A 23265-nucleotide genomic window follows, 5' to 3' on the forward strand; every position below is an offset into this window, starting at 1 on the left:
CCGATGATAGTGCGGGTTCCCGTGTGAAAGTAGGTCATCGTCAGGCTCTTACAGCCCCAAAAAGCCCAGCCTAATCAGCTGGGCTTTTTGCTTTTTTGGGTGCCTTTGCGGGTAGCGGCCAATCACCGCCTTTTGTGCAATTCAATGAGTTGCAGATGTCCGCAATTCTCTGCGGAGGATCTTTCCGACATTGGTCTTGGGCAGCGAATCCCGGAACTCGATGTGCTTAGGGCGCTTGTAGCCCGTCAGTCGATCGTGGCAGTAGCGCATGACGGCTTCTTCCGTAACCGAGGCATCTTTTCGAACCACGAACACCTTGATGGCCTCTCCTTGTTTTTCATCGGCGATGCCAACGGCTGCGCATTCGATGACACCCGGACATAGAGAGATCACGTTCTCGAGTTCGTTGGGAAAGACGTTGAAGCCGCTGACCAGAATCATGTCCTTCTTCCGATCCACGATACGGCTGTAGCCATCCGGTTGCATCACCGCGATGTCGCCCGTACGCATGAAGCCGTCAGTCGTAAATGCAGCAGCGGTTTCGGCCGGCTGGTTGTAGTAGCCAGCCATGACGTTCGGTCCTTTGATGCAAAGTTCCCCGGATTCGCCCACCGGCAATGATCGTCCTTCGTCATCCTTGATCGCGATCTCGATTCCCGGCAGGGGAAGTCCAATGGTTCCAGTGAACGTGGAATTCGAAACGGGGTTGTTCGTCCCGATCGCACAGGTCTCACTCATGCCCCAGCCTTCGATCATCGGGCAGCCGGTCACCTCGAACCACTTGCGGGCGGTCCCCTCCGACGCCGCCATACCGCCGGCCTGCGAGACGAAGAGCGATGAAAAATCGACGTTCTTGAACTCCGGATGGACGAGCAAGGCGTTGAACAACGTGTTGACCGCCGGAAGCATGTGGAAGGGACGCCGTTTGAGCACGCCTATGAACTTGTCGAAATCACGGGGATTGGGAATCAGCGTGAGGTGAGAGCCTTGCCTGATCGCGAGCAAACAAAGCGTCAACGCGAAGATGTGATACAGCGGCAATGCCGCAATGCTGTTGACCTTCGAGAGGTCGCCAGCGCGCGCGAGCGCCGGCGTGAACCAAGCCTCCGCTTGGAGCGTCGCCGCGACGATGTTCCGGTGAGTTAGCACTGCGCCCTTCGAGAGCCCCGTCGTGCCGCCCGTGTACTGAAGGAAGGCGACTGAATCCAATGTGCTCGAGTCGGGAGCCAGAGGGTGCCCACGACCTTGTTCGATCACTTTTGAGAACGGCGTTACCGTTCGACCGTTGTCGAGCGGCAGTTTGTATGCCGGCACCATCTTGGCGAGATGGCGCACGGCCAACGTGATCCAAGCCCCATACGCGCCCCCCAAAAGATCCCCCATCGACGCCACGACGACGTGCCGGATCGCGGTTCGATCAATGACCTGTTCGAGCGTCGCCGCGAAGTTCTCGAGGATCACGATCGCCGTCGCGCCCGAGTCCTTGAGTTGGTGCTCCAACTCGCGCGCGGTGTAGAGCGGATTGACGTTGACGCAAGTAAATCCAGCGCGCAGAACCCCGCACATCGTGACCGGAAACTGCGGGATGTTGGGAAGCATGATGGCCACACGCGCACCGGGTTCGAGGCCGCGAGCCTGAAGCCACGCGCCCATCGCTTGCGATAACGTGTCCAGCTCTCCGTAAGACATCCACCGTTCCATGCACACCGAGAAAGGCCGCGTCGCGTAGCGCGTGAACGACTCGCCGAAAAGCTGCCCAAGGTTGCGGTACTGCTCGGGGTGCACTTCGTGCGGAACACCGGGCGGATAGTTCAGTCGTGCAGCGTTCTGCATGTGATCTCCTTAGGCGCGGATTGTCGAAGCGAGCGCCTCCTTGCGCCCTCGGGGCTTGTCCTAGGAAATGGGGTGCCCCAGCAGCGCATGCGATAGTTGGGGCCATGATTGCGCGACTACAGCGATGGTTGGTGTTGGGTTCACTCTTCATCACCATCCTCTGGGTGAGCGCCTGGTGGATGCGCTCACCGATGATCGCGTTCGCCGGCCTCTGTCTCCTGTTCGTGGGCCATGCGGGCTTCCTGGCATTCGAGTTCATCGCGAGCTATCGCGTCGGCGCGAACGATCCGATTCCGCGTGCTACCGCCGTGCAGTACGTCGTCGCCTGGCTTGCCGAATGCCGCATCGCGCCGCGTGTGTTCTGCTGGCAGCAGCCCTTCCGGTGGGCGTCGATTCCCGATCAGCTCGAGCCCGACAACCGCCGCGGCGCAGTGCTGGTTCATGGCTTCGTCGGAAACCGCGGCTTCTGGAATCCATGGCTGCGCGAGCTCCGGAAAAGCGGACGCGCCTTCGTCGCGGTCAATCTGGAGCCTCCGTTCGGATCGATAGATAACTACGCACGGATCATTGACGACGCCATCGTGAGCGTGACCGCCTCGACCGGGCAACCGCCGCTCCTGATCTGCCACAGCATGGGTGGCTTGGCTGCCCGGGCGTGGTTGCGCGATGCTGATGGCGCTCGCGTCCATCGGATCGTCACGATCGCCACGCCGCACCATGGGACCTGGCTCGCGCGATTCGGCCGCACGGTCAATGGCCGCGAAATGCGGATGGGCGGAGAGTGGCTACAGAAGATCGACTGCGAACAAAGCAGCACGCGGCGAGTGCCCTTCACGTGCTGGCATTCGAACGCCGACAACATCGTGTTCCCTCCCTCGGTCGCCACCATGCCCGGTGCGGACAATCGGCTGATCACGGGTCGGGGGCACGTGGAACTGGCCTTCGTCGAGCGCGTCAGGCGCGAGACCCTGGCGCTGCTCGATGAGTCAGATCACAGCGCGAACCCTGCCGCGCTGCGCGACCGCGCCAGGTTTACTTGAGCCAGCGATCCATCGTGCGCTGGAAGTCGCCGCTGGCCTGCGACAAGTGGAGCCACTGATCGACATACGCCTTGAAAGCCACGTCGTCGCGCGGCAGCATCCAGGCCATCTCGCCGTACTGCAGCGGTTTGTCGGGATTGATCGCGCACAGGCCCGGCTTGAGCTTCTGCTGCGTGATCGCCTCGGCCGACTCGGTGACGAACACGTCGGCGCGATTGGCAAGGATTTCGTCGAAGATCGTCACGTTTTCGCCGTGCAACGTGAGCTTGGCGCGCTTGAAATTGGTGCGTGCGAAGCGCTCGTTGCTGCCGCCCGGATTGAAGATCACCCGCACCTCTGGCTTGTCGATCTGCTCCACGGTCTGGTACTTGGACACGTCTGCGCACCGAGCGATCGGCGTCTTGCCGTTGACCATGTAGGGCGCGCTGAAGAAGGCACGCTTCTGTCTGTCAGTCGTCACCGAAACGCCGCCGACGGCCATGTCGCACTTGCCCGCCGCCAGATCCGGGAGCAGGTTGGCCCAGGTCGTCTTGATCCACTCCGGCTTCGCACCGAGGCTGCCACTGAATGCGGTCATGAGATCGACATCGATGCCTTCGTAGCTCGCGTCCGTCTTCTGGAAGCTGAAGGGCCTGTAGTCCCCGGGCGTGCAGATCCGAAGCACCCCGGCCTTCTGGACCCCGTCGAGGCGCGATGCCGTCGCCGAAGCCCCCTGCTGCGTGGGCATTGCGCATCCGCCCAACGTCAACGCCACAGCCACCATGAAGAGAGATGAACGAAGCGAAGTCGTCAGACGCATGCGAAGCTCCTTTGAATGAAGTGGAGCTTTATTGTGCGGCGGCCAGAATCCCGCGTCGCATCTGGTCGAGTTCGATGCTTTCGAAAAGCGCCTTGAAGTTGCCTTCGCCGAAGCCTTCGTCACCCTTGCGCTGGATGAACTCGAAGAAGATCGGACCGAGCTGGTTCTCGCTGAAGATCTGCAACAGCAGCGCACCCTTCTTGCCGTCCACTAGGATCTTGCGCTTCTTGAGGGCGCCCACGTCTTCGCCGTGATCCGGGATGCGCTTGTCGATCAGTTCGTAGTAGGTGTCGATCGTGTCCAGCAGCTTCACGCCCGACGCTCGTAGCGCATCGACCGAATGCTTGAGGTCGCGGGAGCCCAGCGCGATGTGCTGGATGCCCTCACCGTGATAGTTGTCCAGGTATTCCTGGATCTGCCCGGCCTTCTCGTTGCCTTCTTCATTGATCGGGATGCGGATCTTGCCGCAAGGGCTCGTCATGGCCTTGCTCTTCACGCCGGTGACCTGACCTTCAATGTCGAAGTAGCGAGCCTCCCGGAAGTTGAACAGGCGCTCATAGAAGTCTGCCCATTCCTTCAGGCGTCCACGGTGCACGTTGTGCGTGAGGTGGTCGATGTAGGTCAGCCCGTGGCCTTCCGGCGCGAGCGCTTCGACGGCTGTGAGGCCGGGTAGCGCTTCGAAGTCGACGTCATAGAAGCCGATGTTGCCGATGTCGCCGGGTTGCGCGCCGTTCTTGCCGCGCCACCGATCGACGAAATAGATCAGGCTGTCGCCGATGCCCTTGATGGCCGGAATGTTCAGCTCACCCGGGCCGGCACCGGGCGCGAAGCCCCAGGCGCCGAGCGAGATCGCGCGTTCGTAGGCCGCTTTCGCGTCCTGCACGCGGAATGCAATCGCGCAGATGCTCGGGCCATGCTGCCGGGCGAAACGCTGCGCGAACGAATCCGGCTCCGAATTGATGATGAAGTTGATCGTGCCCTGGCGATAGAGCAGCACGTTCTTGTGGCGGTGCTTCGCGATTGGCCGGAAGCCCATCTGCTCGAAGACCTTGCCCATGGCAGCGGGGTCCGGCGCCGCGTACTCGATGAATTCGAAGCCGTCAGTGCCCATGGGGTTTTCCCAAGGCGTGAAGGCCGTGCTGTCAGTCTTGCCCATGGCGCTGTCTCCAGATAGGGGTATCGGGGAAGGAGTATTTTGGGCCTCGGCCTGACTACCTGCTCAATGTCCGCATCGAGAAGAACATCGAAAGCCACAAGAAAAACCCGATGGACCTCTTCCGGGCCAGCGTGCAAACTTGGCCTGAGGTAGTCCACGGCTGCTCCGGTGTAACGCGGATGCGACAGATCAGCACCAAATCTCGATCAAGCCGGGTACTTGTTCACCAATGAGACGCCAAGGCGACCCTATGGAGTTGAAGGATAGGGGAAAACCCTTATATTTGGGGCATGCTTACCGCCAAGGCCCTCCTCAAAGCCTCACTCGGCGTCGGCTCGTTCCTGAAGGCGCCGATGGTTGAGGCGCATCCGCGGGCGGCTGCGCCCGCTCCTGTGATGGTTCCGATCCGCTCGATCGGACCGCGTGAGCGCGATCGTATCGCGCAGCACTTGCTTGCCCTTTCCCCCCACGACCGCTACCTGCGCTTCGGCTATGCCGCTTCGGACGAGCAGGTCCAGCGCTACGTCGATGGGCTCAATTTCGAACGCGACGAACTCTTCGGCATCTACAACCGCCGACTCGACCTGATCGCGATGGCCCACCTGGCCTTCCCGCCGGCTGATCAAGAACAGGATTGCGCCGAATTCGGCGTTTCCGTCGCTGAACATGCGCGCGGTCGTGGCTACGGTGCCCGCCTGTTCGAGCGCGCCGTGGTCGTCGCCCGCAACGAAGGCGTCGGCATGCTGTTCATTCACGCGCTCAGCGAGAACGCCGCCATGCTCAAGATTGCCCGAAACGCCGGCGCGACCGTCGTGCGCAGCGGGTCTGAATCCGAAGCCCACCTCGAACTGCCCGCTGCGACCTTCGACAGCCGCATGAGCGAAATCGCGCTGCAGCATTACGCGCAGGTCGACTACCAGCTCAAGACCCGCGCCAAGCAGTTCTGGGCCTTCCTGGCCGAACTGCAGGACATCCGCAGCGGCGTCCGAGCCGCACGCGACCGCTCCTCCCCGTAACCGCTTCCAGTAGTGAACACCGCGGAACCGGCTTCGCCGGGCCGCTGGCGATGCCCCCTGCAAGGGGGTGCCCGAGCCACGCGAAGTGGGCGAGGCTGGGGGTGTATCCTTGTGCTTCCCCAACTCCGCCCTCCAGCAGTGGCTGAACCACACCCTGAACGCGCGCCTGCCGAACGCGAAGACAAGCGCAGCTTTTTCCAGAAGCTCGCGGAATTCATCAACCCCGGCCCGGATTCGCGCGATGAGCTGATCGAAACGCTCGCCGACGCCGAGGACAACGAAGTCATCGGCGCCGAATCGCGCGTGATGCTCGAGGGCGTGCTTCGCATGGCCGACATGACGGCCGGGGACGTGATGGTGGCTGCGCCGCGTATGGATCTCGTCAACATCGACGAGCCGTTCGACACGCTGCTTCACCTCGTCATCGACACCGCGCACTCGCGTTTCCCGGTCTACGAAGGCGAGAAGGAAAACATCATTGGCATCCTTCTGGCGAAGGATCTGCTCAAGCTGCAGCGTGCTCCGGGCCTGAACATCCGCGCGCTGCTGCGGCCGGCGACCTTCGTGCCCGAAAGCAAGGGCCTCAACGACCTTCTCCGCGAATTCCGCGGCAATCGCAATCACCTTGCGGTGGTCATCGACGAGTTCGGCCGCGTGGCCGGGTTGATCACCATCGAGGACGTGCTTGAGCAGATCGTCGGCGAGATCGAGGACGAGTTCGACATTCCCGAGGACGAGGGCGACATCTTCGGCCTCGCCGATCACACCTATCGCGTCGCGGGTGACACGCCGATCGAGCGCGTGGCCGAAGCGTTCGGCATCAACTTCGACGAGCGCGCCCGCGGCGAGGAGTTCGACACCATCGGCGGCCTGATCGCTCACGAGATGGGCCACGTGCCCAAGCGCGGCGAGCACTATGCGCTCGGCAGCTTCGATTTCGTCGTGCTGCACACCAAGGGGGGCGCGGTGCGCTGGTTCAAGGTCTCGCCGGCGCGCGGCGACGACTCCGCCGATTGAAAGCGCTGATCCGTGCCTTGGGCTTCGGGCTCGCGGGCCTCGCCCAGGCGGCTTCCATTGCTGCGCCATGGAACGGCCAGCCGCAGTGGTGGCTTCAGCTCCTGTCGCTTGGAGCGCTCGTCTGGCTGCTTGACGGCCTGCGCAAGCCGGACGACCGCGGCGCGTGGCGGGCCGGCGCATTCCTGGGGTGGATCTTCACGACCGCCTGGTTGTGCGGCACCTTCTGGTGGCTCTTCATCTCGATGCACACCTACGGCGGCCTTCCCGCGCCGATGGCCGCGATCGCAGTGTTCGCGCTATCGGCAGCCCTCGCGCTGTACTACGTCGTCGCATGCGGCCTCTACGTGGCTTTTGCGCCTGCGAATGCCTTGGGCTCGGCTGCCTTCTTCGCCGCGTTGTGGACCGTGGCAGAGCTCGTGCGTGGAAGCTGGTTCACTGGCTTTCCGTGGGGCGCCGGCGGCTACGCGCACGTTGATGGCCCCCTGGCCGTCTACGCACCGTGGATCGGTGTCTATGGCATTGGGGCCGTCGCGGCGGCAATCGCGGCGCTGGCAGCTGTTGCGTTGCGCCGCGCTCGCGCTCGCGCTCGCCCACTCGCGACCAGTGCAGGCCTTGCGCTGATCCTGCTCTGCGTCCCGGCGCTACTCGGTGCCATTCGCGGTACGCCTGCCGATGACGCGGCCCGCTCGCACGGGCAACTCCGCATCGCGCTCCTGCAAGGCAACATCCCCCAGGACGAAAAGTTCATCCCTGGCGGCGGGATCGCGACCGCACTGCGCTGGTATGGCGAACAACTCCACACCGCCACCGCGCCCTTGGTCATCACGCCGGAGACTGCCTTGCCGCTGCTGCCTTCGCAGTTGCCGCCCGGCTATCTCGAAGCCGTCGCTGCGCGCTACTCGAGCGGCAAGCAGGCCGCGATCGTGGGTCTGCCACTTGGCGACCGCGATGGCTACAGCAACGCAGTGGTCGGCTTCCGCCCCGGTGAGGCACGGCCCTATCGCTACGAAAAGCACCATCTCGTGCCCTTCGGCGAATTCATCCCGGGCCTGTTCCGCTGGTTCACCGAGATGATGAACATCCCGCTCGGCGACTTCAACAGCGGTGGCCTCGCGCAGGCGCCATTCGTCTGGCAGGGCCAACGCATCGCGCCGAACATCTGCTACGAGGATCTCTTCGGCGACGAGATCGGCGCGAACTTCCGCAACGAGGCCGACGCGCCGACGATCCTGCTCAACGTGAGCAACATCGCATGGTTCGGCGACTCCATCGCGATCGACCAGCACCTTGCGATCTCGCGGATGCGCGCGCTCGAATTCCAGCGTCCGATGGTGCGCGCGACGAACACCGGCGCCACTGCGGTCATTGACCACCGCGGCCGCGTGACGCACGAGTTGCCGAGGCTCACGCGCGGCGTGCTTGAAGCCGAGGTCGAAGGCCGCACGGGCCTCACGCCCTACGCGATCTGGGTCTCGCGCTTCCGCCTGTGGCCGCTGTGGGTGCTCGCACTTGCCGTCGTCGCGGCCACCCTGTGGACCCAGCGCCGTCGTCGCATGCAGGCCGCTGCCGTCACCGGCTGACCGGCCAGTCGCGCAACTTCCCTGGGTTCAGCAGACCCTGCGGGTCGAAGCGCTTCTTCATCGCGATGATCTCCTGCGGCAGCGCGCCGCCGGCCTTGCCGTCCTCGACGATGAAGGTGTGCGGGTTGTTGATGCGCACGCCGCGCTCACGATGCATGCGGATGATTTCATCGAGCCGCTCTTCGGTCGTGAAGCGCACCAGCTGCAGCGCACTGCAGGTGAGAAGCCCATCGAGATTGCGCAAGAATTCCACGTGCATCAGCACTTCGCCCGCGAAGAGCTTCTCCATCGCCGTGATCTGCTCGACGTGCTGACCCGGGACGAAGCTGCTCTGCAGATAGGTTAGCGACTTGTCGACCTTCAGCGCGTGCAGCGTCGTGTGGTTCCAGGTGAACTCCATCAGCGTGCGGTTGCTCTTGCGTACTTCTTCGGCCGTCTTGCGATAGCTCATCGTGCCGCCGTGCGCCTGCATCAATTCGAGCATCGTGGATTCGGACGTCTCATCGACCAGCGAGAGCACCGCATCGCAGCCCTTCGGCAGATGTTCGGCAAGCTGCGCGAGATGGTCCGGCACCGGGCTTGCAAAGAACGCAACCTCGCGCTTCTCGATCCCCGGCGCGTTCGCGAGTGCATTGCCGAAGGCGAGCGCCTTGTCGAAGGCATCGAAGACCACGAGGCTTTCGAGCCACGGATGCGCGGGCGCCAGCGCGACTTCGAGCTCCAGCACCAGCCCGTTCGTTCCCCACAGGTGATGCATGCGGAGCGCCTCGGCGCCGCGCAGTTCGACGATCTGCGGCTCGGGCTCGATCGTCATCGCGCGCAATCCGAGCACATTGCCGGGCGCGCCCAGCGGCCCGTAGTTGATCGACCCCACGCCGCCGAAGCCGCCGCCGAACAAGCCACCCAGCGTCGCGCTGCGATAGGTCGAGGGGATGCAGCGCAGCTCCTGGCCACTCGCCTTGGTGTGCTTTTCGAGTTCGCCGAGCCGGATGCCGGCCTGCGCGCGCGCTGCGCCAGGCTTCACCCACTGCACCGCGTTGTAGCCGGTCATGTCGAGCACCACGCCGCCCGCGAGCGGTGTCGTCTGGCCGTAGTTGCCGGTGCCGCTGCCGCGGATCGTGATCGGCACGTTCATGCGTGCGCAAGCACTGACCAGCGATCGGATCTCTTCCTCGGTGCGCGGACGCACGACTGCGTCGGCGCGCTTGTCCTTGAGCTGCCGGTCCAGCACCGGGCTGAACCATGCGAAGTCCTGCGACAGCCGCGCGATGCGGCTCGGGTCGGTGATCCAGTCGAGCTCGGGCAGTTCGAGGTGAAGTCGCTCGATCGGGGAAACGGGTGCGTTCATCGATTCAATCCTGTGAGAGTTCGCTGGCGTGCCAGGAGCCGAGCGCGAGTTTGGTGAGCCACGCCATCAGGACGAACAGCGCGACCCCGGTCAGTGAAATCAGAAGCAGCGCGGCGAACATGCGCGGGATGTTGAGCTGGAAGCCCGCCTGCAGGATCTGATAGGCCAGCCCCGCGCCGGAGCCGCCGGTGCCCGCGACGAATTCCGCCACCACCGCACCGATCAGCGCGAGGCCGCTGGAGATGCGCAGTCCGCCGAAGAAGTAGGGCAGCGCGCTCGGGATGCGCAGGCGCACCAGTTGCTGCCAACGCGATGCGTGGTTGAGCTTGAAGTAGCTCTGCAGATCGGGCTCGACGCTCCGCAGGCCCAGCGTGGTGTTGCTGATGATCGGGAACAGCGCCACCAGCGCCGCGCACACCACCATTGCGGCGGTCGGGTTCTTCACCCAGATGATGATCAGCGGCGCGACCGCGACGATCGGTGTCACCTGCAGCAGCACTGCATATGGAAAGAGCGCGGTCTCGATCAGCTTGCTCTGCACGAAGAGGAACGAGATCAGCACCCCCGCGATGGTCGCGACGACGAACGAGAGCACCGTGATCTTCAGCGTCACCAACAGCGCCATGCCAAGCGGCATCCAGTCGGTGACCAGCGTCTGCATCATCAGGTAGGGCGAGGGCACGAGGTACGGCGGCAACTCCATCGCGGTCACGATGCCCTGCCAGAGCGCCACCAGCACGACGCCGACGAGCAATGGATACGCGATGCGCTGGACGCGCGGCTGTTGCATCAGAGGCGTGCGCTTGGCCTCGACCTTCGGTTGCGGCTTGGCGGGGCTTTGAGGCATGGCACGGACCTTGGTGGGCGCGGCGGCTGGGCTCGTCGGTGCGATCGCGCTCATGCCGCCACCTCGTCAGTCGACGTGCTCGCACGCAGCAGGCTGTCCTGCAGCTTCTTCGCGTAGCGGCTGAACTGCGGCGACACCATGAAGTCGGCCGTGCGCGGATAGGGCTCGGGAATCTCGAACTCCTCCACCACGCGCCCAGGGCGCGCGGCCATCATGACCACGCGGCTCGACAGGAACACCGCTTCATGAATCGAGTGCGTCACGAAGATCACGGTCAGCTTCTTCTCGCGCCACAGGTCGAGCAGTTCCGCGTCGAGTTTGTGGCGAGTGATCTCGTCGAGTGCGCCGAAGGGTTCGTCCATCAGCAGCAGGTCGGGCTGCGTGACGAGTCCGCGCGCGATCGATACGCGCATCTGCATGCCGCCCGAGAGCGCACGCGGCAGTGCCGAAGCAAACTTTTCGAGACCGACCAGTTCGAGCGCTTCCGAGACACGCCCTTCCGCTTCCTTGCGCGGCACGCCAGCGAGGTCCAGCGGCAGGCGCACATTGGTGCGCACGCTGGCCCACGGCATCAGCGTGGGCGACTGGAACACGAAGGCCATGCGCCGACCGCTCGACTCGATCTGCTGCACCGGCTTGCGGAACACCTTCAGGCGACCGTCGGTGGGTTCGAGCATGCCGGCGACCATCTTCAGCAACGTGCTCTTGCCGCACCCCGAGGGGCCGAGCAGCGTGACGAACTCGCCTTCGCCAATGGTGAGGTCCACGGGCATCAGTGCCCGCGTTCCGTTCGGATAGGTCTTTTCCGCCGAGAGCACTTCGACGGCGGGCACCGATGCGACACGCATCGGCAGGTCGTAGGTGGCGGTTTCGGGTTCGTTCATGCAAAGCCTTTCGAGAGGCGGCCCGACGCGCGGGCCTCCGGTGTTTCAGGGCAGGACCTTCGCGTCCTTCACGAATTCGGTGGTGTAGGTCTTGGCGATCTCGACCTTCGCGGGGTCGAGCAGCTTGGCGGACACGAGGAAGTCATAGCTCGCCTTCGTGCGCGCATCGGTGATCACGCCGATGCCCTGCGTCTGCGCATCGCCGCCGGTGACCATGCCCATTTCCTTCAGCTTCGCGACGCTGTAGGCGAGCTGGTCGTCGGTCATGTTGGGGTTGTCCTTCTTGATCAGCGCATTGGCGGGCGCCGGATCGGCGAGGTAGCTCTTCCAGCCTTCGGCCGATGCCTTCACGAAGGCCGCGACCTGCTTGGGGCGCTCCTTCACGGTCTTGTCCATGCACGACACGGTGGTCGCATACGACGGGAATCCGAAGTCGCTGAACATCAGCACCGTCGACTTCACGCCGGCCTTCTGGATCGCGTAAGGCTCGGAGGTGAGGTAGCCCTGCTGCGCCGTGTTCTTGTCCGCGACAAAGGGCTGGATGTTGAAGGTGTAGGGCCGCGTCTGCTCGTCGGTAAAGCCGAACTTCGCCTTCAGCCAGGGCCAGTAGCCGCGATTGGCCTGCGAGCCGATCAGGATCGTCTTGCCCTTCAGGTCCTCGAACTTCTTCACGTCGTCGTGCGCGATGAGCACCTGCGGGTCCTTCTGGAAGAAGGCCGCGACGTTGACGACCGGCACGCCGCCTTCGCGCACCTGCATCATCTGGATGTCGCTCGAACCCATGATGCAGTCGGCCTGGCCAGCGGCCATCATCTGCGTGATGTTGACCTGCGGGCCGCCCATCTTGATGGTCACGTCCAGCCCGTACTTCTTGTAGATGCCTTGCGCCACCGCCTGGTAGAAGCCGCCGTGCTCGGCCTGCGCATACCAGTTGGTCATGTAGACGAACTTGTCCTCCGCGTGGGCGGGCGCGGTCGCCGCGATGGCGAGCGCCGCGGCAGCGGCAAGACGACCGAGAGTGGGAGCGAAGTGTTGACGCATGGTGAGGACCTTCGAGGTGGGGAAAGAAGTGGACGGAGCGAGTCGATGCAAGGAATGAGCCTCTGCCGTATCAGCCGCTGAAGGCAGGCTGGGCCGACTGGATGAAGCCCTGCTCGTGGCCGCGCCCCCAGGTGGGTTCGTCGCGCACCACCCAGCGCAGCGCGTAGAGCCCTGTCAGCGCCTGTACCCAGCTGTCTGCCAGCGTGCTGAGGATCTCCTCGCCCTGTTCGCGCGTCGCGCTGGTCGGGTCGCCGATCACGCCGCTGGGGCCGAAGTCGCGCGCGGTCCACGCGCAGGCGGGACGGCCATCCGCGGAGAGCAGCTTGATCGGGAAGGGCGGCGGGAAGTTGGCGGCCGCGCGTTCCATGTGCACCGTTTCGGGCGCGAGTGCGAGCATCAGCGCGGTTTCGGAATGGCCCGCGTGCATCGCGAGACGCTTCTCCTGCTCGCTCACCTGTTTGCTCGCGGCGCTCGGCAGCCGCGAGACGCCATGCGGCACGACCACGAAATCGCCATGGCGCAGCCGCAGTTCGCGTGCAGCCATCTCGAGTACCTGCGGCTGCCCACCGTGTCCGTTGGCGAACAGCAGCTTGCGAAAGCCCGAGCGATACACCGATTCGCCGATCTCGATCACCGTCGACAGCAGCGTCGTGCCGGTCAACGTCATCGTGCCGGGGAAGTGCAGGTGCTCTTCCGACTTGCCGTAGGTGATCGTCGGCAGCGCGAAGGCGCGCACCTCGGCGGGCAGGCGCTCGAGCGCCTTGCCCATCACGCCGGACGAGATGACGCTGTCCACCGAGCACGGCAGATGCGGTCCGTGCTGCTCGATGGCGCCGCAGGGCAGCACGATCACGGTGTTCTCGCGATCGGGCAGCGCGTCGATCTCGGTCCAGCTCAGATAGGGCAGGAAACGGTGGGGTGGGATGTAGCCGTGGAGCATGAGAGGTGTCCTGTGAGGCGAAGGAATGCGATCAGGCAAAGCGCGCCATCGCACTGCCCACGCGCTTGAGGAAGCGCTTGAGCTGCGGCTCGGTCGCGACGTTCATGTGGTAGTGCGCGTGGTAGTCGACCCGCGCCTGCTTGCCCGTGAGGCGCAGCATGTAACGCGTGACGATCTTGCGTGGCGGGTCGCCCATGTACCACGCGACCCAACGCGGCCGGCCATAGGTCACCACCGCCGAGATGCGCTGGATGTTCGTCAGCATCGGCTTGACGTTCTGCGGGTCGCTCAGGTCGAAGGCCACGCCCGGCATGAAGAGCCGGTCGAAGTAGCCCTTGAGCATCGCCGGCAGCCCGAAGCACCACGTCGGAAAGCAGAACACGATGCCTTCGGCCCACTGCAGCCGCTCGACATAGGGCTTGAGCGGAATCTGGTTGCTCGGCACCTCGTGGTAGCCGAGCCGCTCTTCGCGCGACAGCACCGGATCGAACCCCTCGGCGTACAGGTCGCAGTCGTCGACTTCGTGTCCGGCGGCGCGCAGGTTGCGCACCACCTCCTCGTGCAAGGCTGCATGAAAGCTGGTTTCGACCGGATGGCAGTAGACGACGAGCACTCGCATGGTGTGTTGACCGCTTAATCAGAGCAAGTGGTCAAGTTACGCAAGCGACGTGCCAACACCTTCCGCACCAAAAGCGGGAGGCGATCGCTGAAATGGGGTTGGGTCTACGCGGTGGCAGTTCGCGACGACATCAACTTGTCCCGTTGCCGATGCTCGCGATGACCAGGTCCAGGAATGCGCGCAGCCGCGGCAGTCCACGCAGGTCGCGGTGATAGGCGAACCAGACGTCCCGGCCCGGGGGCGGCGGGTGGATGTCGTGCCTCTCGATGCCGGGGAACTCGTCACCCAGCAAAGTTGGCAGCACGGCAAAACCTGCCCCCAGCGCACATGTGCGGGCCTGCACATCGCGGTTGTTGCTACCTAGCGCGAAGGTGGCTGCCGGAAAAGTAGCTCGCAGCCAGTGCACATCCGGGAGGTCCTCGAACTCCGCATCCAAGGAGATGAGCCTCGTGCCCGCACCATCGCCTGCCTTCGGCGGAGCCATTCCCAATGGACCGTACAGCGCGTAAGTCATGTGCATCAGCCGCCGCTGGACGACCTCCGGGCTCTCCGAAGGCCGAATGCGAAACACCAGTTCGGCCTCCCTCCGGGCAAGGTCGCGCAAGCGCGAGTCCGTGACAAGGTCGACGCGCACGCCCGGGTGGAGCTCAACGAATCGGGCAACCAGCGGCGAAAGAACATGCAGCCCAAACCAGTCCGAAGACGACACCCGGAGGAGACCCTGGAGCTCGACGGCGTGCCCTGCAAGTTGTCGCTCGATGGCGAGCGCCTCTTCTTCCATTCGCTCGGCGCGCAAAAGTATCGAAGCGCCTTCATCGGTGAGTTGAAACCCTTCGCGCCCGCGCTGGAACAACCGTTGGCCGGTTGATTCTTCCAAGGCGCGTATGCGGCGCCCCATCGTCGGCTGGGACATCCCCAGGCGTTGCGCTGCGCCGCTCAGCGAGCCTGAGCGAGCTACCGCCAGAAAGATTCGGACATCGCTCCAGTCCATCGATGCATTCATAAATGAATGGATTGAGTTCAGTTTTGTGAATTTACATGCAAGGATGAAGCCCCCAAAGTGAGGGCTTGGATTCACCACCTTTCATGAGGAAGCCCCGATGCCCAGCTCACTTGTTCCCACCACCATGCAGGCCGCCGTTGTCCGCGAGACCAACGGTGCTTTCGAAATCATCGATCGCCCCGTCCCGGATACTCCTGCGGGACATGTTCTGGTGCGTATCAGCGCCAGCGGGGTCAACCCGCTCGATACCAAGATTCGCGCCGGGTTGGCGGCGCATGCCAAACACCCCCTTCCGGCGATTCTTGGAATGGACATGGCAGGGGTCGTCGTCCAGGTGGGCGTCGGCGCCACCCGCTTCCAAGTTGGCGACGAGGTGTACGGCCTCGTCGGCGGCGTGGGCGGCCTGCAGGGCACCTTGGCCGAGTACGTTGCGGTGGACGAGGACCTCCTCGCGCGCAAGCCGAAGAACTTGTCCCAGCGGGAGTCCGCCGCACTCCCGCTGGTTTCCATCACGGCCTGGGAAGGCTTGATCGACCGTGCTCGCACGAGCACCGGTCACAAAGTCCTCGTCCATGGCGGAGCGGGCGGAGTCGGGCATGTGGCCATACAAATTGCCCGCGCCTTCGGCGCCGACGTCTACGCGACTGCAAAGCCCTCACAGTTCGATGTCGTCCGCTCGCTGGGCGCCACACCGATCGACTACACGTCCTCCACCCCTGCCGAATACGTTCAAGCGCATACGGCAGGCGAGGGGTTCGACGTGGTGTACGACACGGTCGGTGGTGCCACGCTCGATGCGTCTTTCCTTTCTGCACGCCGGTACACGGGCCATGTCGTGAGTGCGCTGGGCTGGGGTACCCACTCGCTGGCGCCGCTGTCTTTCCGCGGCGCCACCTATTCCGGCGTGTTCACGCTGATGCCGATGCTCAGCGGCAAGGGCCGCGCTCACCACGGGGAGATCCTGGCCCAGGTTGCCAAGCTGGTCGATGCGGGTCAGCTCCGTCCTCTCGTGAGCACTCAGAGATTCACGCTCGATCAGGCTGCTGACGCTCACGCCTACGTGACCGGTGGGCAGGCGGTCGGCAGGGTCGTTGTCGACATCGCCTAGCGCACAGGACGCGGGCTAGGAGGCCTTGATGCCGCAGCCGCCCAGCACGAAGGCGACCAACTCGCGCGCGATCGGCTCGCGATCGAGCGGCGCATCCGGCGGCAGGCCCAGCATCACGCGCGTCTGCAGCGCGTAGTCGGCATAGCTCTGGGTCATCGCCCAGATGTGCATCAACAGCAGGCGCGCATCGAGCGGCCGCATCTGCCCGCGTGCGATCCAGCCGTTGATGATGTCCACCTTCTTTTGCGTCCAGGAGCGGGCGTTGGGCCAGTACTGCTCGAGGTTGCGCCCGCCATCCAGCACTTCGCGCGTGAAGATGCGCGAGATCTCCGGGTTGTCGAAGGCGTGGTCCAGCTTCTTGCGGATGTAGTCGGCCAGCACCGCACCGGGGTCGTTCGCGTTCTCCTGGAAGTCGAACACCACCTTCCAGTCGTGCAGCACCTGCATCAGCAGCTCTTCGTACAACTCCTCCTTGCCGGGGATGTAGTAGTGGAGCTGGGGCTTGGTGAGCCCGGCACGCGCCGCGATGGCTTGCGTCGATGTGCCTTTCAGCCCGTGCAGGCTGAATTCCTCGATCGCCGCCGCCCGGATCGCCGCAAGGATGCGCTCGCGCCCCGGCCTGGCGCGTGACAACGGCCCCATGGGGGCGGGCATCTGCTGGGCGCTCACGGAAGCGGAGGTGGACGTATCAGTCATCGCGTCGGCGATGGTAGCGCTTGCCCGAATCCACCCGCCGTCGCATGCTCGCTGAGCTGGCCGCATGACGGCATGCGAGCTTGGCATTGCATGCATGTGCCGTGAGGGCGTGGTTTGGCTATCGTCTCGCCCGCTTCGTCACACAACTGTCAAAGGAGCTTCCATGTACTTTGCTTCCAGACTTCGCGCATTCGCGGGCGCGGCCGCGTTGATCACTGCCAGTGCCATCGCGCACGCGCAGGCGGCCCTGCCCAATGTCGTCATCCTCGCGACCGGTGGCACCATCGCGGGCGCGGGCGCATCGGCCGTCAACAGCGCCACCTACTCGGCGGCCAAGGTGCCGGTGGACAAGCTCATCGCCGGCCTGCCAGAGCTGTCCAAAGTCGCCAACGTGCGCGGCGAACAGGTCTTCCAGGTCGCCTCCGAAAGCCTGACCAACGACAACCTGATGACCCTCGCCAAGCGCGTCTCGGCGCTGTCGAAGCAGGCGGATGTCGACGGCATCGTCATTACGCACGGCACCGACACGCTCGAAGAGACCGCCTACTTCCTGACCCTGACCGTGCATACGAACAAGCCGATCATCGTGGTCGGCTCCATGCGCCCGGGCACCGCACTGTCGGCCGACGGCGCGCTCAACCTCTTTGATGCGGTCAACGTCGCCGCCAGCAAGGACGCAATGGGCAAGGGCGTTCTCGTCACGATGAACGACGAGATCCAGTCCGGCCGCGATGTCGCCAAGACGGTCAACATCAAGACCGAGGCCTTCAAGAGCCAGTGGGGCCCGCTCGGCATGATCGTCGAGGGCAAGAACTACTGGTTCCGCGCCCCGGCCAAGCGCCACACCATGCAGTCGGAATTCGACATCGACACCATCACCGCACTGCCCGCGGTCGAGATCGTCTACGGCTACCAGAGCGTGCCTTCGACCGCCATCGACGCCTTTGCCAAGAGCGGCGTCAAGGCCATCGTCCATGCGGGCACCGGCAATGGCTCCGTGGCCGACCGCATCGTGCCGGTGCTGCAGAAGGTGCGCTCCGACGGCACCATCGTGGTTCGCAGCTCGCGCGTGCCGGACGGCTTCGTGATCCGCAATGCCGAGCAACCCGACGACAAGTACGACTGGGTCGTCGCACACGACCTGCGCCCGCAGAAGGCCCGCATCCTGACCATGGTGGCGTTGACCAAGACCAACGACACCAAGGAACTGCAGCGGATCTTCTGGGAGTACTAAGCCTGAGGAGACCAGCGCAGGCGGGCGTCGAGTGCTGCGGCGCGATCAGCCCGCACGGCCAGCGGGTTGATGTCCAGCTCCGGCATGCGCGCGCCCAATTGCGCTGCCAGCAGCGAGACGCGGTGCGCGATCTGGGCGAGCTTGTCCAGGTCTGCGCGAGCGCGGCCCCGATAGCCGTCCAGCAGCGGGAAGCAACGCAGCCCGCGGATCGCACGCTCGATGGCCTTCGGGCTGGCCGGTGCAGGCAGCAGTGCCGTGTCGTTCATCAGTTCGACCAGCGTGCCGCCGGCGCCGAGCAGCAGGAAGGGGCCGAACTCCGGGTCGTACAAGGTGCCGATCATCAGTTCGGACTCCGCCTGGATCATGGGCTGGACCAGGCAGCCGCGGAACATCGCATCGGGTAGTTCCGCAGCGGCGTTGCGGATTCGCGCGAAGGCGGTGCGCACGGCGTCCGCATCGCGCAGGTTGAGCTGCACGCCGCCCATGTCGCTCTTGTGCGTCACGCCGTCGGCGACGATCTTGAGCACCACCGGATAGCCCAGCTTGCCGGCGATGCTCACGGCTGCATCGGCATCGACTGCCAGTTCGCCTGCCGCCACGTCGATGCCGGCCAGCGCCAGCAGACCCTTGCTCGTGTCTTCGTCCTGCATGCCCTCCGGCAGCGCCTGCGTGAAGGCTTGCAGCTGCGCGGAAAGCGCAGGAACCTCTTGCGCCGCATCGGGGCCGCCATAGTTGCGCATCCATTCGAGGTCGCGCAGCGTCAGGAAGGCTTCGTGCTGGCTCGGAAAAAACGGCGCGCCGAGACCGAGGAGCGCCTGCCGCATGTTCTCGGTGATGCCGCTGGCGCAATTCGCCAGCAGCGCCGGCTTGCCGTACTTGCGGCCCAGTTCGGTGAACAGCTTCGCGATGCCATCCATGCCGCCCTGGGGCGTCATCAAGTAGACGCAGGCGCCGACCGCCGGGTCGGCAAAGATCGGTTCCATCGAACCGGCCAACAGGTCGGGGCGGCCCTTGCCGGGGCCGGAAGCCGCCGCGCCGAGGTCGTACGGCAACTGTTGGTTGCTCTCGGTGAAGAACGGCGAAAGCGCTTGGCGCGTGGCAGCACTCAGCTCACCGGGGACCAGGCCGTAGTCCGACAGCGCATCGCTGCCCAAGGCGCCTTGGCCGCCCGACCCACTGAAGATCGCCACGCCAGCCGTGGGCGGCAACGAGAAGGCCTGCAACGCTTGCGCCGTGAGCAACATCTGCAGCGCGTCCGTCTGCACCAGGATGCCCTCGTTACGGCAGCGTGCGAGGAAGGTGTCGTAGGCGCCCGCCATGCTGGCCGTGTGCGATGCCACTGCCTTCTGGCCGTGCGGCGTGCGGCCGGCCTTGGTGATCAGCACCGGCTTGCCCGCTGCACGCGCGCGTCGCGCAATGGCGAGCATTCGTTCCATCGAACGGGCGCTTTCCATGTAGAGGCAGATCACATCCGTCGCCGGATCGTCGACGAGGTAGTCGAAGAAATCGCAGATCTCCAGATCCGCCTGGTTGCCCAGCGACACGCAGCTGCTGAAGCCCGCGCCCACGAAGCCCGCACGCGCGATCATCGCGCCCACCACCGCACCGCTCTGGCTCACCACGCCGATGCGGCCGCGCGGAATCTCGCCGAAGTACTCCACCAGCGCGGTGGAGTTGAGCAGCGCCATGTTCTCGTTGGCATTGAGCACGCCCATGCAGTTGGGGCCGATCATCGCGATGCCCGCCTGCCGCGCCACAGCCAGCACGCGCTCCTGCTTGGCTGCGCCTTCGGCGCCCGATTCGGCGAACTGTGAAGTCACCACCATCGCAGCGCGAACACCGGCCGCCGCGCACTCGTGCATGGCCTGCTCCACGCCATCCACGCCGATGGAGATCACGGCCAGGTCGATGGGCTGTCCGATCTCGTCGATGCTGCGATAGGCGCGCAGGCCCTGGATGGTCTCGGCCTTCGGATTGACCGGATAGATCGCGCCCGCGTAGTTGAATTTGCGCAGCACATGCAGCAGCACGCCGCCCCACTTGGCGACGTCATCCGAAGCACCGATAAACGCGATCGAGCGCGGATTGAGGATGGCGCGGATGCCCGCTTGGTTCTGTTCGGTGGAGGTCGTCATGGATTACTTCTTGCCGTAGCTCACCGACATGCCGGCACGCACATCCGATTGCACTGCGTAGGGGGGAATGGGGTAGCGCAGGCCGTTGCGCGCCAGTGCGGCGAGCCCTTCCAGGGCCTTCGCCAGATCCTCGGGCTTGAGGGCCATGAGCATCTCGTCGTCGGGCACGCCGCCGTAGCGCCGCTCGGGAAAGCAGGGCAGCGAGAGGCTCGGCTCGCCGGTGGCCAGCGCACGGCCCCAGGAGTCCGCGCAGGCCGATTCGCCGACCGCGCCCCATTCGAGCTTGCGGTAGCCCGACCATTGCAGGCCGTTGATGAGGAGGATCATCTGCGCGGGATTCGCATACACCAGGCAGATGTCGGGATCGAGCCGCCCGCTGGACAGCGGTGAGACGGCCATCGCCTTGTAGCGACCGTAGGGTACGCACTGCATGGCGCGCTGGTGCGCGGCGGCGTCGTCCTCGGTGGCGAACCACACGCCCTCAAAGGGCTTGCCGGCCTGCCACTCCTCATCCTGCGGCGCGAGGCCGATCACGGCTGCGCATTGCGCACCCACCAGGTCGGCCGCGGTGATGCCGACGGTGAAGCCCAGCCGCGCGGCCTGGCCGATGATCTGGTCGGTCGTGTAGATCGCGCCGTTGGGGCGGCGGATCTTGGGCACCGCCTCCATGTCTTCCGCCCGCTCGAACATCTGGATGCCCACGGGCGTGGTCTTCAGGCGCAGCAGACGGAAAAGCTGGTCGGTGAGGGCGGCACCGTCGGTCGTGGGTGTTGTGGTTTCAGGCATGGCGGACTTCCGAAAGAAAAGCCTTTGCGCGAGCGCTGCGCGTGGCGGAAAAGAACTGCAGGGGCGAGGCGTCTTCGACGATCTGGCCGTCGGCCATGAAGACGACGCGATCGGCGACCTCGCGCGCGAAGCCCATCTCGTGCGTCACGCAGAGCATCGTCATGCCCTCGCTGGCCAATTGGCGCATTACCGCCAGCACCTCGCCCACCATCTCTGGGTCCAGCGCGCTGGTGGGCTCGTCGAACAGGATAATGGGCGGCTCCATGGCCAGCGTGCGCGCGATGGCCACGCGCTGCTGCTGGCCGCCCGAGAGCTGGCTGGGCGACGCGTCGGCCTTGGACGCCAGCCCCACGCGCGTGAGCAAGGCCATGGCGCGCTCCTTCGCTTCCTTGTCGGACAGCTTGAGCAGATGGCGCGGCGCCAGGCACAGGTTGTCCATCACCGTCAGGTGCGGGAACAGGTTGAAGCTCTGGAACACGAAGCCCACGCGCTGGCGCATGGCGTTCACGTCTCTTGCCGAGTGGCCGGGCTCCTTGCCTTCGATGAGGATGTGTCCGGAGTCGATGCTCTCCAGCCGCGTGATCGTGCGCAGCAGCGTCGATTTGCCCGAGCCTGAAGGCCCGCAGATCACGACCACCTCGCCCTGGCGGAAATCGATGGAGATGTCCTTCAGGACCGGGTTGTCGCCAAAGCGTTTGCTCACGCCCTGGAACGCGATGGATACGGGTTTGTCTGACATCGTCGCTCTTGTGAATCTCGTGATGGATCAGGCCTGCGCGGAGGCGGAGGTCGTGCCGCGGGACGGACCCGCAAAGCGCCGTTCCACATAGCGGCCCAGCAGCGTGAGCGGATAGCACAGCGCGAAATAGGAAATGCCCAGCAGCGTGAAGATCGGGATGGCCTTGTCGCCCAGCGTGTCGTTCAGGCCCATGAACTCCAGCGTCATCTCGTGCAGGCCGATGACCGAGCCCAGCGCCGTTTCCTTGATCAGCAGCACGAACTGGCTGACGATGCTCGGCAGCATGTTGCGCAGCGCCTGCGGCAGGATCACGTGGCGCATCGCCCGCCCGTGCGGCAGCCCGAGCGAACGCGCTGCCTCGTACTGCCCCTTGGGCAGCGCCTCGATGCCGGCGCGAATGGTCTGCGACAGGTAGGCGCCGTTGAACAACGTCATTACCACCAGCACCACCAGCCACAGCGGCGCGCCCTTGATCACGAGCGGCAGCAGGAAGTAGACCCACAGCAGATGCACGATCAGCGGCACGCTGCGCATGTAGAACACGAACAGCTCCACGCACCGCGCCAGCGGCTTCCACGGGCTGATGAGGCCGAGGCACACCGTCAGCCCCGCCGGCATCGCCAGCAGCAGGCCCGCGAAAGCCAGGATCAGCGTCATCGCCAGCCCGCCCAGCGGGCCATCGGGGTAGTAGCCGATCAACAGCTGCACCCAATAGGTTTCCAGGATCTCCCACATGCTTCTTACCTCGCGGGATAACGGCGCTGATACCACTTGCCCAGCGCGGTCAGCACGATGGCAATCAGCAGGAAGAAGACCGTCGTGAAGGCGTAGACGCCCACGCTCAGGAACGAGGCGTCGTTCACCGCGCGAGTGACGAAGGCCAGCTCGCCCACGCCGACCATCAGCGCCACGGTGGTGTTCTTGGTGATGTTCATGGCCTGGCCCAGCAGCGGCGGCACGATGGAGCGCAGCGCCTGCGGGAGGATGACCAGACGGAAGGTGTCGAAGAAGCCGAAGCCGAGCGAGTTGGCCGCTTCTGCCTGCCCCTGCGCGATGCCGCGAATGCCGCTGCGGATGTCTTCGGAAATGAAGGCCGCCCCGTACAGGATCAGCGCCACCAGCGACGCGTAGAAGCCCACGTCGTGCTGGTACAGCGCGCGCTTGAGTTCGTCGGGCAGCATCTCCGGCACGGCGAAGTACCAGAACATCACATGCACCAGCAGCGGAATGGTGCGCACCAGTTCCACGTACACCGTGGCCGGCCCCCGCACCCAGCGCGATGACGAAAGACGGCCAAACGCCACGACCATGCCGAGCACGAGCCCGCCCACGATGGCCCCGACCGCGAGGCCCATCGTGTACTCGATGCCCTTGAGCAACATGCCCCGGTATTCGGGGCGGAACATCACACCCCAGTCGATGGATGCCAGGGCGTCCACTAACC

22 protein-coding genes and 1 pseudogene are annotated in these 23265 nt (G+C 64.8%); 7 read left to right on the plus strand and 16 right to left on the minus strand.

Annotated elements, in window-relative coordinates:
- Nucleotides 1-141: 141 nt before the first annotated feature.
- Nucleotides 142-1833 carry an AMP-binding protein gene (locus tag FHW64_RS06520; protein ID WP_184524329.1) on the minus strand — a complete coding sequence of 564 codons (1692 nt, stop codon included), beginning with the start codon at nt 1831-1833 and terminating at the stop codon, nt 142-144.
- A gap of 131 nt (nt 1834-1964) precedes the next feature.
- Here FHW64_RS06520 and FHW64_RS06525 point away from each other — a divergent pair, with 131 nt between their 5' ends.
- Nucleotides 1965-2873 (plus strand): alpha/beta fold hydrolase, encoded by a 909-nt coding sequence (locus FHW64_RS06525; protein WP_311733266.1) that lies wholly within the window; start codon nt 1965-1967, stop codon nt 2871-2873.
- Here the strand turns inward: FHW64_RS06525 and FHW64_RS06530 are convergent.
- The gene (locus FHW64_RS06530) at nt 2866-3672 is read right to left on the minus strand and encodes a transporter substrate-binding domain-containing protein (RefSeq protein ID WP_184524332.1); all 807 of its coding nucleotides are present in this window, start codon (nt 3670-3672) and stop codon (nt 2866-2868) included. The two genes, FHW64_RS06525 and FHW64_RS06530, sit on opposite strands and share 8 nt — an antisense overlap.
- A 28-nt stretch (nt 3673-3700) precedes the next feature.
- Nucleotides 3701-4828, minus strand: a complete 1128-nt coding sequence (gene hppD / locus FHW64_RS06535) for a 4-hydroxyphenylpyruvate dioxygenase (RefSeq protein ID WP_184524334.1) — start codon at nt 4826-4828, stop codon at nt 3701-3703.
- Between the two features lie 39 nt (nt 4829-4867).
- Here hppD and FHW64_RS34330 point away from each other — a divergent pair.
- From FHW64_RS34330 to lnt, 4 genes and pseudogenes are all read left to right on the plus strand, one after another.
- Nucleotides 4868-5004: pseudogene (locus tag FHW64_RS34330) on the plus strand (Lrp/AsnC family transcriptional regulator); the annotation flags it as partial.
- A gap of 114 nt (nt 5005-5118) precedes the next feature.
- Entirely contained in the window at nt 5119-5844 is a 726-nt protein-coding gene (locus tag FHW64_RS06540; RefSeq protein WP_184524336.1) for a GNAT family N-acetyltransferase, read from the plus strand.
- Between the two features lie 138 nt (nt 5845-5982).
- Entirely contained in the window at nt 5983-6861 is an 879-nt protein-coding gene (locus tag FHW64_RS06545; RefSeq protein ID WP_184524338.1) for a transporter associated domain-containing protein, read from the plus strand.
- The gene (lnt, locus tag FHW64_RS06550) at nt 6858-8441 is read left to right on the plus strand and encodes an apolipoprotein N-acyltransferase (RefSeq protein WP_260303704.1); all 1584 of its coding nucleotides are present in this window, start codon (nt 6858-6860) and stop codon (nt 8439-8441) included. The genes FHW64_RS06545 and lnt overlap by 4 nt, the downstream gene beginning before the upstream one ends.
- On the opposite strand, the gene FHW64_RS06555 is transcribed toward lnt, so the two are convergent.
- The 7 genes from FHW64_RS06555 to FHW64_RS06585 form a co-directional block, all read right to left on the minus strand.
- Nucleotides 8431-9789 carry an FAD-binding oxidoreductase gene (locus FHW64_RS06555; protein WP_184524339.1) on the minus strand — a complete coding sequence of 453 codons (1359 nt, stop codon included), beginning with the start codon at nt 9787-9789 and terminating at the stop codon, nt 8431-8433. The two genes, lnt and FHW64_RS06555, sit on opposite strands and share 11 nt — an antisense overlap.
- 4 nt (nt 9790-9793) lie before the next feature.
- Entirely contained in the window at nt 9794-10636 is an 843-nt protein-coding gene (locus tag FHW64_RS06560; RefSeq protein WP_184526219.1) for an ABC transporter permease, read from the minus strand.
- 50 nt (nt 10637-10686) lie between these two features.
- Nucleotides 10687-11520, minus strand: a complete 834-nt coding sequence (locus FHW64_RS06565) for an ABC transporter ATP-binding protein (RefSeq protein ID WP_184524341.1) — start codon at nt 11518-11520, stop codon at nt 10687-10689.
- Nucleotides 11521-11565: 45 nt separating this feature from the next.
- Nucleotides 11566-12561 (minus strand): ABC transporter substrate-binding protein, encoded by a 996-nt coding sequence (locus FHW64_RS06570; protein ID WP_184524343.1) that lies wholly within the window; start codon nt 12559-12561, stop codon nt 11566-11568.
- Nucleotides 12562-12631: 70 nt separating this feature from the next.
- Nucleotides 12632-13501 (minus strand): creatininase family protein, encoded by an 870-nt coding sequence (locus FHW64_RS06575; RefSeq protein WP_184524345.1) that lies wholly within the window; start codon nt 13499-13501, stop codon nt 12632-12634.
- A gap of 31 nt (nt 13502-13532) precedes the next feature.
- On the minus strand, nt 13533-14120 hold the full coding sequence (locus FHW64_RS06580) for an NAD(P)H-dependent oxidoreductase (protein ID WP_184524347.1): 588 nt from the start codon (nt 14118-14120) through the stop codon (nt 13533-13535).
- A gap of 130 nt (nt 14121-14250) precedes the next feature.
- A complete protein-coding gene (locus FHW64_RS06585) occupies nt 14251-15111 on the minus strand; it encodes a LysR family transcriptional regulator (protein WP_184524349.1) in 861 nt (286 codons plus the stop codon).
- Nucleotides 15112-15220: 109 nt separating this feature from the next.
- On the opposite strand from FHW64_RS06585, the gene FHW64_RS06590 reads away from it, so the two are divergent.
- Nucleotides 15221-16231 carry a zinc-dependent alcohol dehydrogenase family protein gene (locus FHW64_RS06590; protein ID WP_260303705.1) on the plus strand — a complete coding sequence of 337 codons (1011 nt, stop codon included), beginning with the start codon at nt 15221-15223 and terminating at the stop codon, nt 16229-16231.
- 15 nt (nt 16232-16246) lie between these two features.
- On the opposite strand, the gene FHW64_RS06595 is transcribed toward FHW64_RS06590, so the two are convergent.
- On the minus strand, nt 16247-16927 hold the full coding sequence (locus tag FHW64_RS06595) for a TetR/AcrR family transcriptional regulator (protein WP_184524351.1): 681 nt from the start codon (nt 16925-16927) through the stop codon (nt 16247-16249).
- Nucleotides 16928-17090: 163 nt separating this feature from the next.
- Here FHW64_RS06595 and FHW64_RS06600 point away from each other — a divergent pair, with 163 nt between their 5' ends.
- On the plus strand, nt 17091-18161 hold the full coding sequence (locus FHW64_RS06600; protein WP_184524353.1) for an asparaginase: 1071 nt from the start codon (nt 17091-17093) through the stop codon (nt 18159-18161).
- Here FHW64_RS06600 and FHW64_RS06605 read toward each other — a convergent pair.
- From FHW64_RS06605 to FHW64_RS06625, 5 genes are read right to left on the minus strand one after another with little or no spacing between them, the layout of a single operon-like run.
- On the minus strand, nt 18158-20296 hold the full coding sequence (locus tag FHW64_RS06605) for an acetate--CoA ligase family protein (RefSeq protein ID WP_184524355.1): 2139 nt from the start codon (nt 20294-20296) through the stop codon (nt 18158-18160). The two genes, FHW64_RS06600 and FHW64_RS06605, sit on opposite strands and share 4 nt — an antisense overlap.
- A gap of 3 nt (nt 20297-20299) precedes the next feature.
- Nucleotides 20300-21082 (minus strand): DUF169 domain-containing protein, encoded by a 783-nt coding sequence (locus FHW64_RS06610; RefSeq protein ID WP_184524357.1) that lies wholly within the window; start codon nt 21080-21082, stop codon nt 20300-20302.
- The gene (locus FHW64_RS06615; RefSeq protein ID WP_184524359.1) at nt 21075-21821 is read right to left on the minus strand and encodes an amino acid ABC transporter ATP-binding protein; all 747 of its coding nucleotides are present in this window, start codon (nt 21819-21821) and stop codon (nt 21075-21077) included. The genes FHW64_RS06610 and FHW64_RS06615 overlap by 8 nt, the downstream gene beginning before the upstream one ends.
- A gap of 27 nt (nt 21822-21848) precedes the next feature.
- On the minus strand, nt 21849-22556 hold the full coding sequence (locus FHW64_RS06620; protein WP_184524361.1) for an amino acid ABC transporter permease: 708 nt from the start codon (nt 22554-22556) through the stop codon (nt 21849-21851).
- Nucleotides 22557-22561: 5 nt separating this feature from the next.
- Complete coding sequence (locus FHW64_RS06625) at nt 22562-23260, minus strand: amino acid ABC transporter permease (RefSeq protein ID WP_184524363.1); 699 nt, start codon at nt 23258-23260, stop codon at nt 22562-22564.
- Between the last annotated feature and the right edge of the window lie 5 nt (nt 23261-23265).

The sequence above is a fragment of the Variovorax sp. Sphag1AA genome, assembly GCF_014192575.1.
In the GTDB taxonomy this organism is placed as follows: domain Bacteria; phylum Pseudomonadota; class Gammaproteobacteria; order Burkholderiales; family Burkholderiaceae_C; genus Variovorax.

What these genes read in the sequence shown, in the direction of transcription:
- FHW64_RS06520 (WP_184524329.1), bottom strand. Translation starts at nt 1,833, where the DNA reads ATGCAGAACGCTGCACGACTGAACTATCCGCCCGGTGTTCCGCACGAA.
- FHW64_RS06530 (WP_184524332.1), bottom strand. Translation starts at nt 3,672, where the DNA reads ATGCGTCTGACGACTTCGCTTCGTTCATCTCTCTTCATGGTGGCTGTG.
- hppD (WP_184524334.1), bottom strand. Translation starts at nt 4,828, where the DNA reads ATGGGCAAGACTGACAGCACGGCCTTCACGCCTTGGGAAAACCCCATG.
- FHW64_RS06540 (WP_184524336.1), top strand. Translation starts at nt 5,119, where the DNA reads ATGCTTACCGCCAAGGCCCTCCTCAAAGCCTCACTCGGCGTCGGCTCG.
- FHW64_RS06555 (WP_184524339.1), bottom strand. Translation starts at nt 9,789, where the DNA reads ATGAACGCACCCGTTTCCCCGATCGAGCGACTTCACCTCGAACTGCCC.
- FHW64_RS06560 (WP_184526219.1), bottom strand. Translation starts at nt 10,636, where the DNA reads ATGCCTCAAAGCCCCGCCAAGCCGCAACCGAAGGTCGAGGCCAAGCGC.
- FHW64_RS06565 (WP_184524341.1), bottom strand. Translation starts at nt 11,520, where the DNA reads ATGAACGAACCCGAAACCGCCACCTACGACCTGCCGATGCGTGTCGCA.
- FHW64_RS06570 (WP_184524343.1), bottom strand. Translation starts at nt 12,561, where the DNA reads ATGCGTCAACACTTCGCTCCCACTCTCGGTCGTCTTGCCGCTGCCGCG.
- FHW64_RS06575 (WP_184524345.1), bottom strand. Translation starts at nt 13,501, where the DNA reads ATGCTCCACGGCTACATCCCACCCCACCGTTTCCTGCCCTATCTGAGC.
- FHW64_RS06580 (WP_184524347.1), bottom strand. Translation starts at nt 14,120, where the DNA reads ATGCGAGTGCTCGTCGTCTACTGCCATCCGGTCGAAACCAGCTTTCAT.
- FHW64_RS06585 (WP_184524349.1), bottom strand. Translation starts at nt 15,111, where the DNA reads ATGGACTGGAGCGATGTCCGAATCTTTCTGGCGGTAGCTCGCTCAGGC.
- FHW64_RS06590 (WP_260303705.1), top strand. Translation starts at nt 15,221, where the DNA reads ATGCCCAGCTCACTTGTTCCCACCACCATGCAGGCCGCCGTTGTCCGC.
- FHW64_RS06595 (WP_184524351.1), bottom strand. Translation starts at nt 16,927, where the DNA reads ATGACTGATACGTCCACCTCCGCTTCCGTGAGCGCCCAGCAGATGCCC.
- FHW64_RS06600 (WP_184524353.1), top strand. Translation starts at nt 17,091, where the DNA reads ATGTACTTTGCTTCCAGACTTCGCGCATTCGCGGGCGCGGCCGCGTTG.
- FHW64_RS06605 (WP_184524355.1), bottom strand. Translation starts at nt 20,296, where the DNA reads ATGACGACCTCCACCGAACAGAACCAAGCGGGCATCCGCGCCATCCTC.
- FHW64_RS06610 (WP_184524357.1), bottom strand. Translation starts at nt 21,082, where the DNA reads ATGCCTGAAACCACAACACCCACGACCGACGGTGCCGCCCTCACCGAC.
- FHW64_RS06615 (WP_184524359.1), bottom strand. Translation starts at nt 21,821, where the DNA reads ATGTCAGACAAACCCGTATCCATCGCGTTCCAGGGCGTGAGCAAACGC.
- FHW64_RS06620 (WP_184524361.1), bottom strand. Translation starts at nt 22,556, where the DNA reads ATGTGGGAGATCCTGGAAACCTATTGGGTGCAGCTGTTGATCGGCTAC.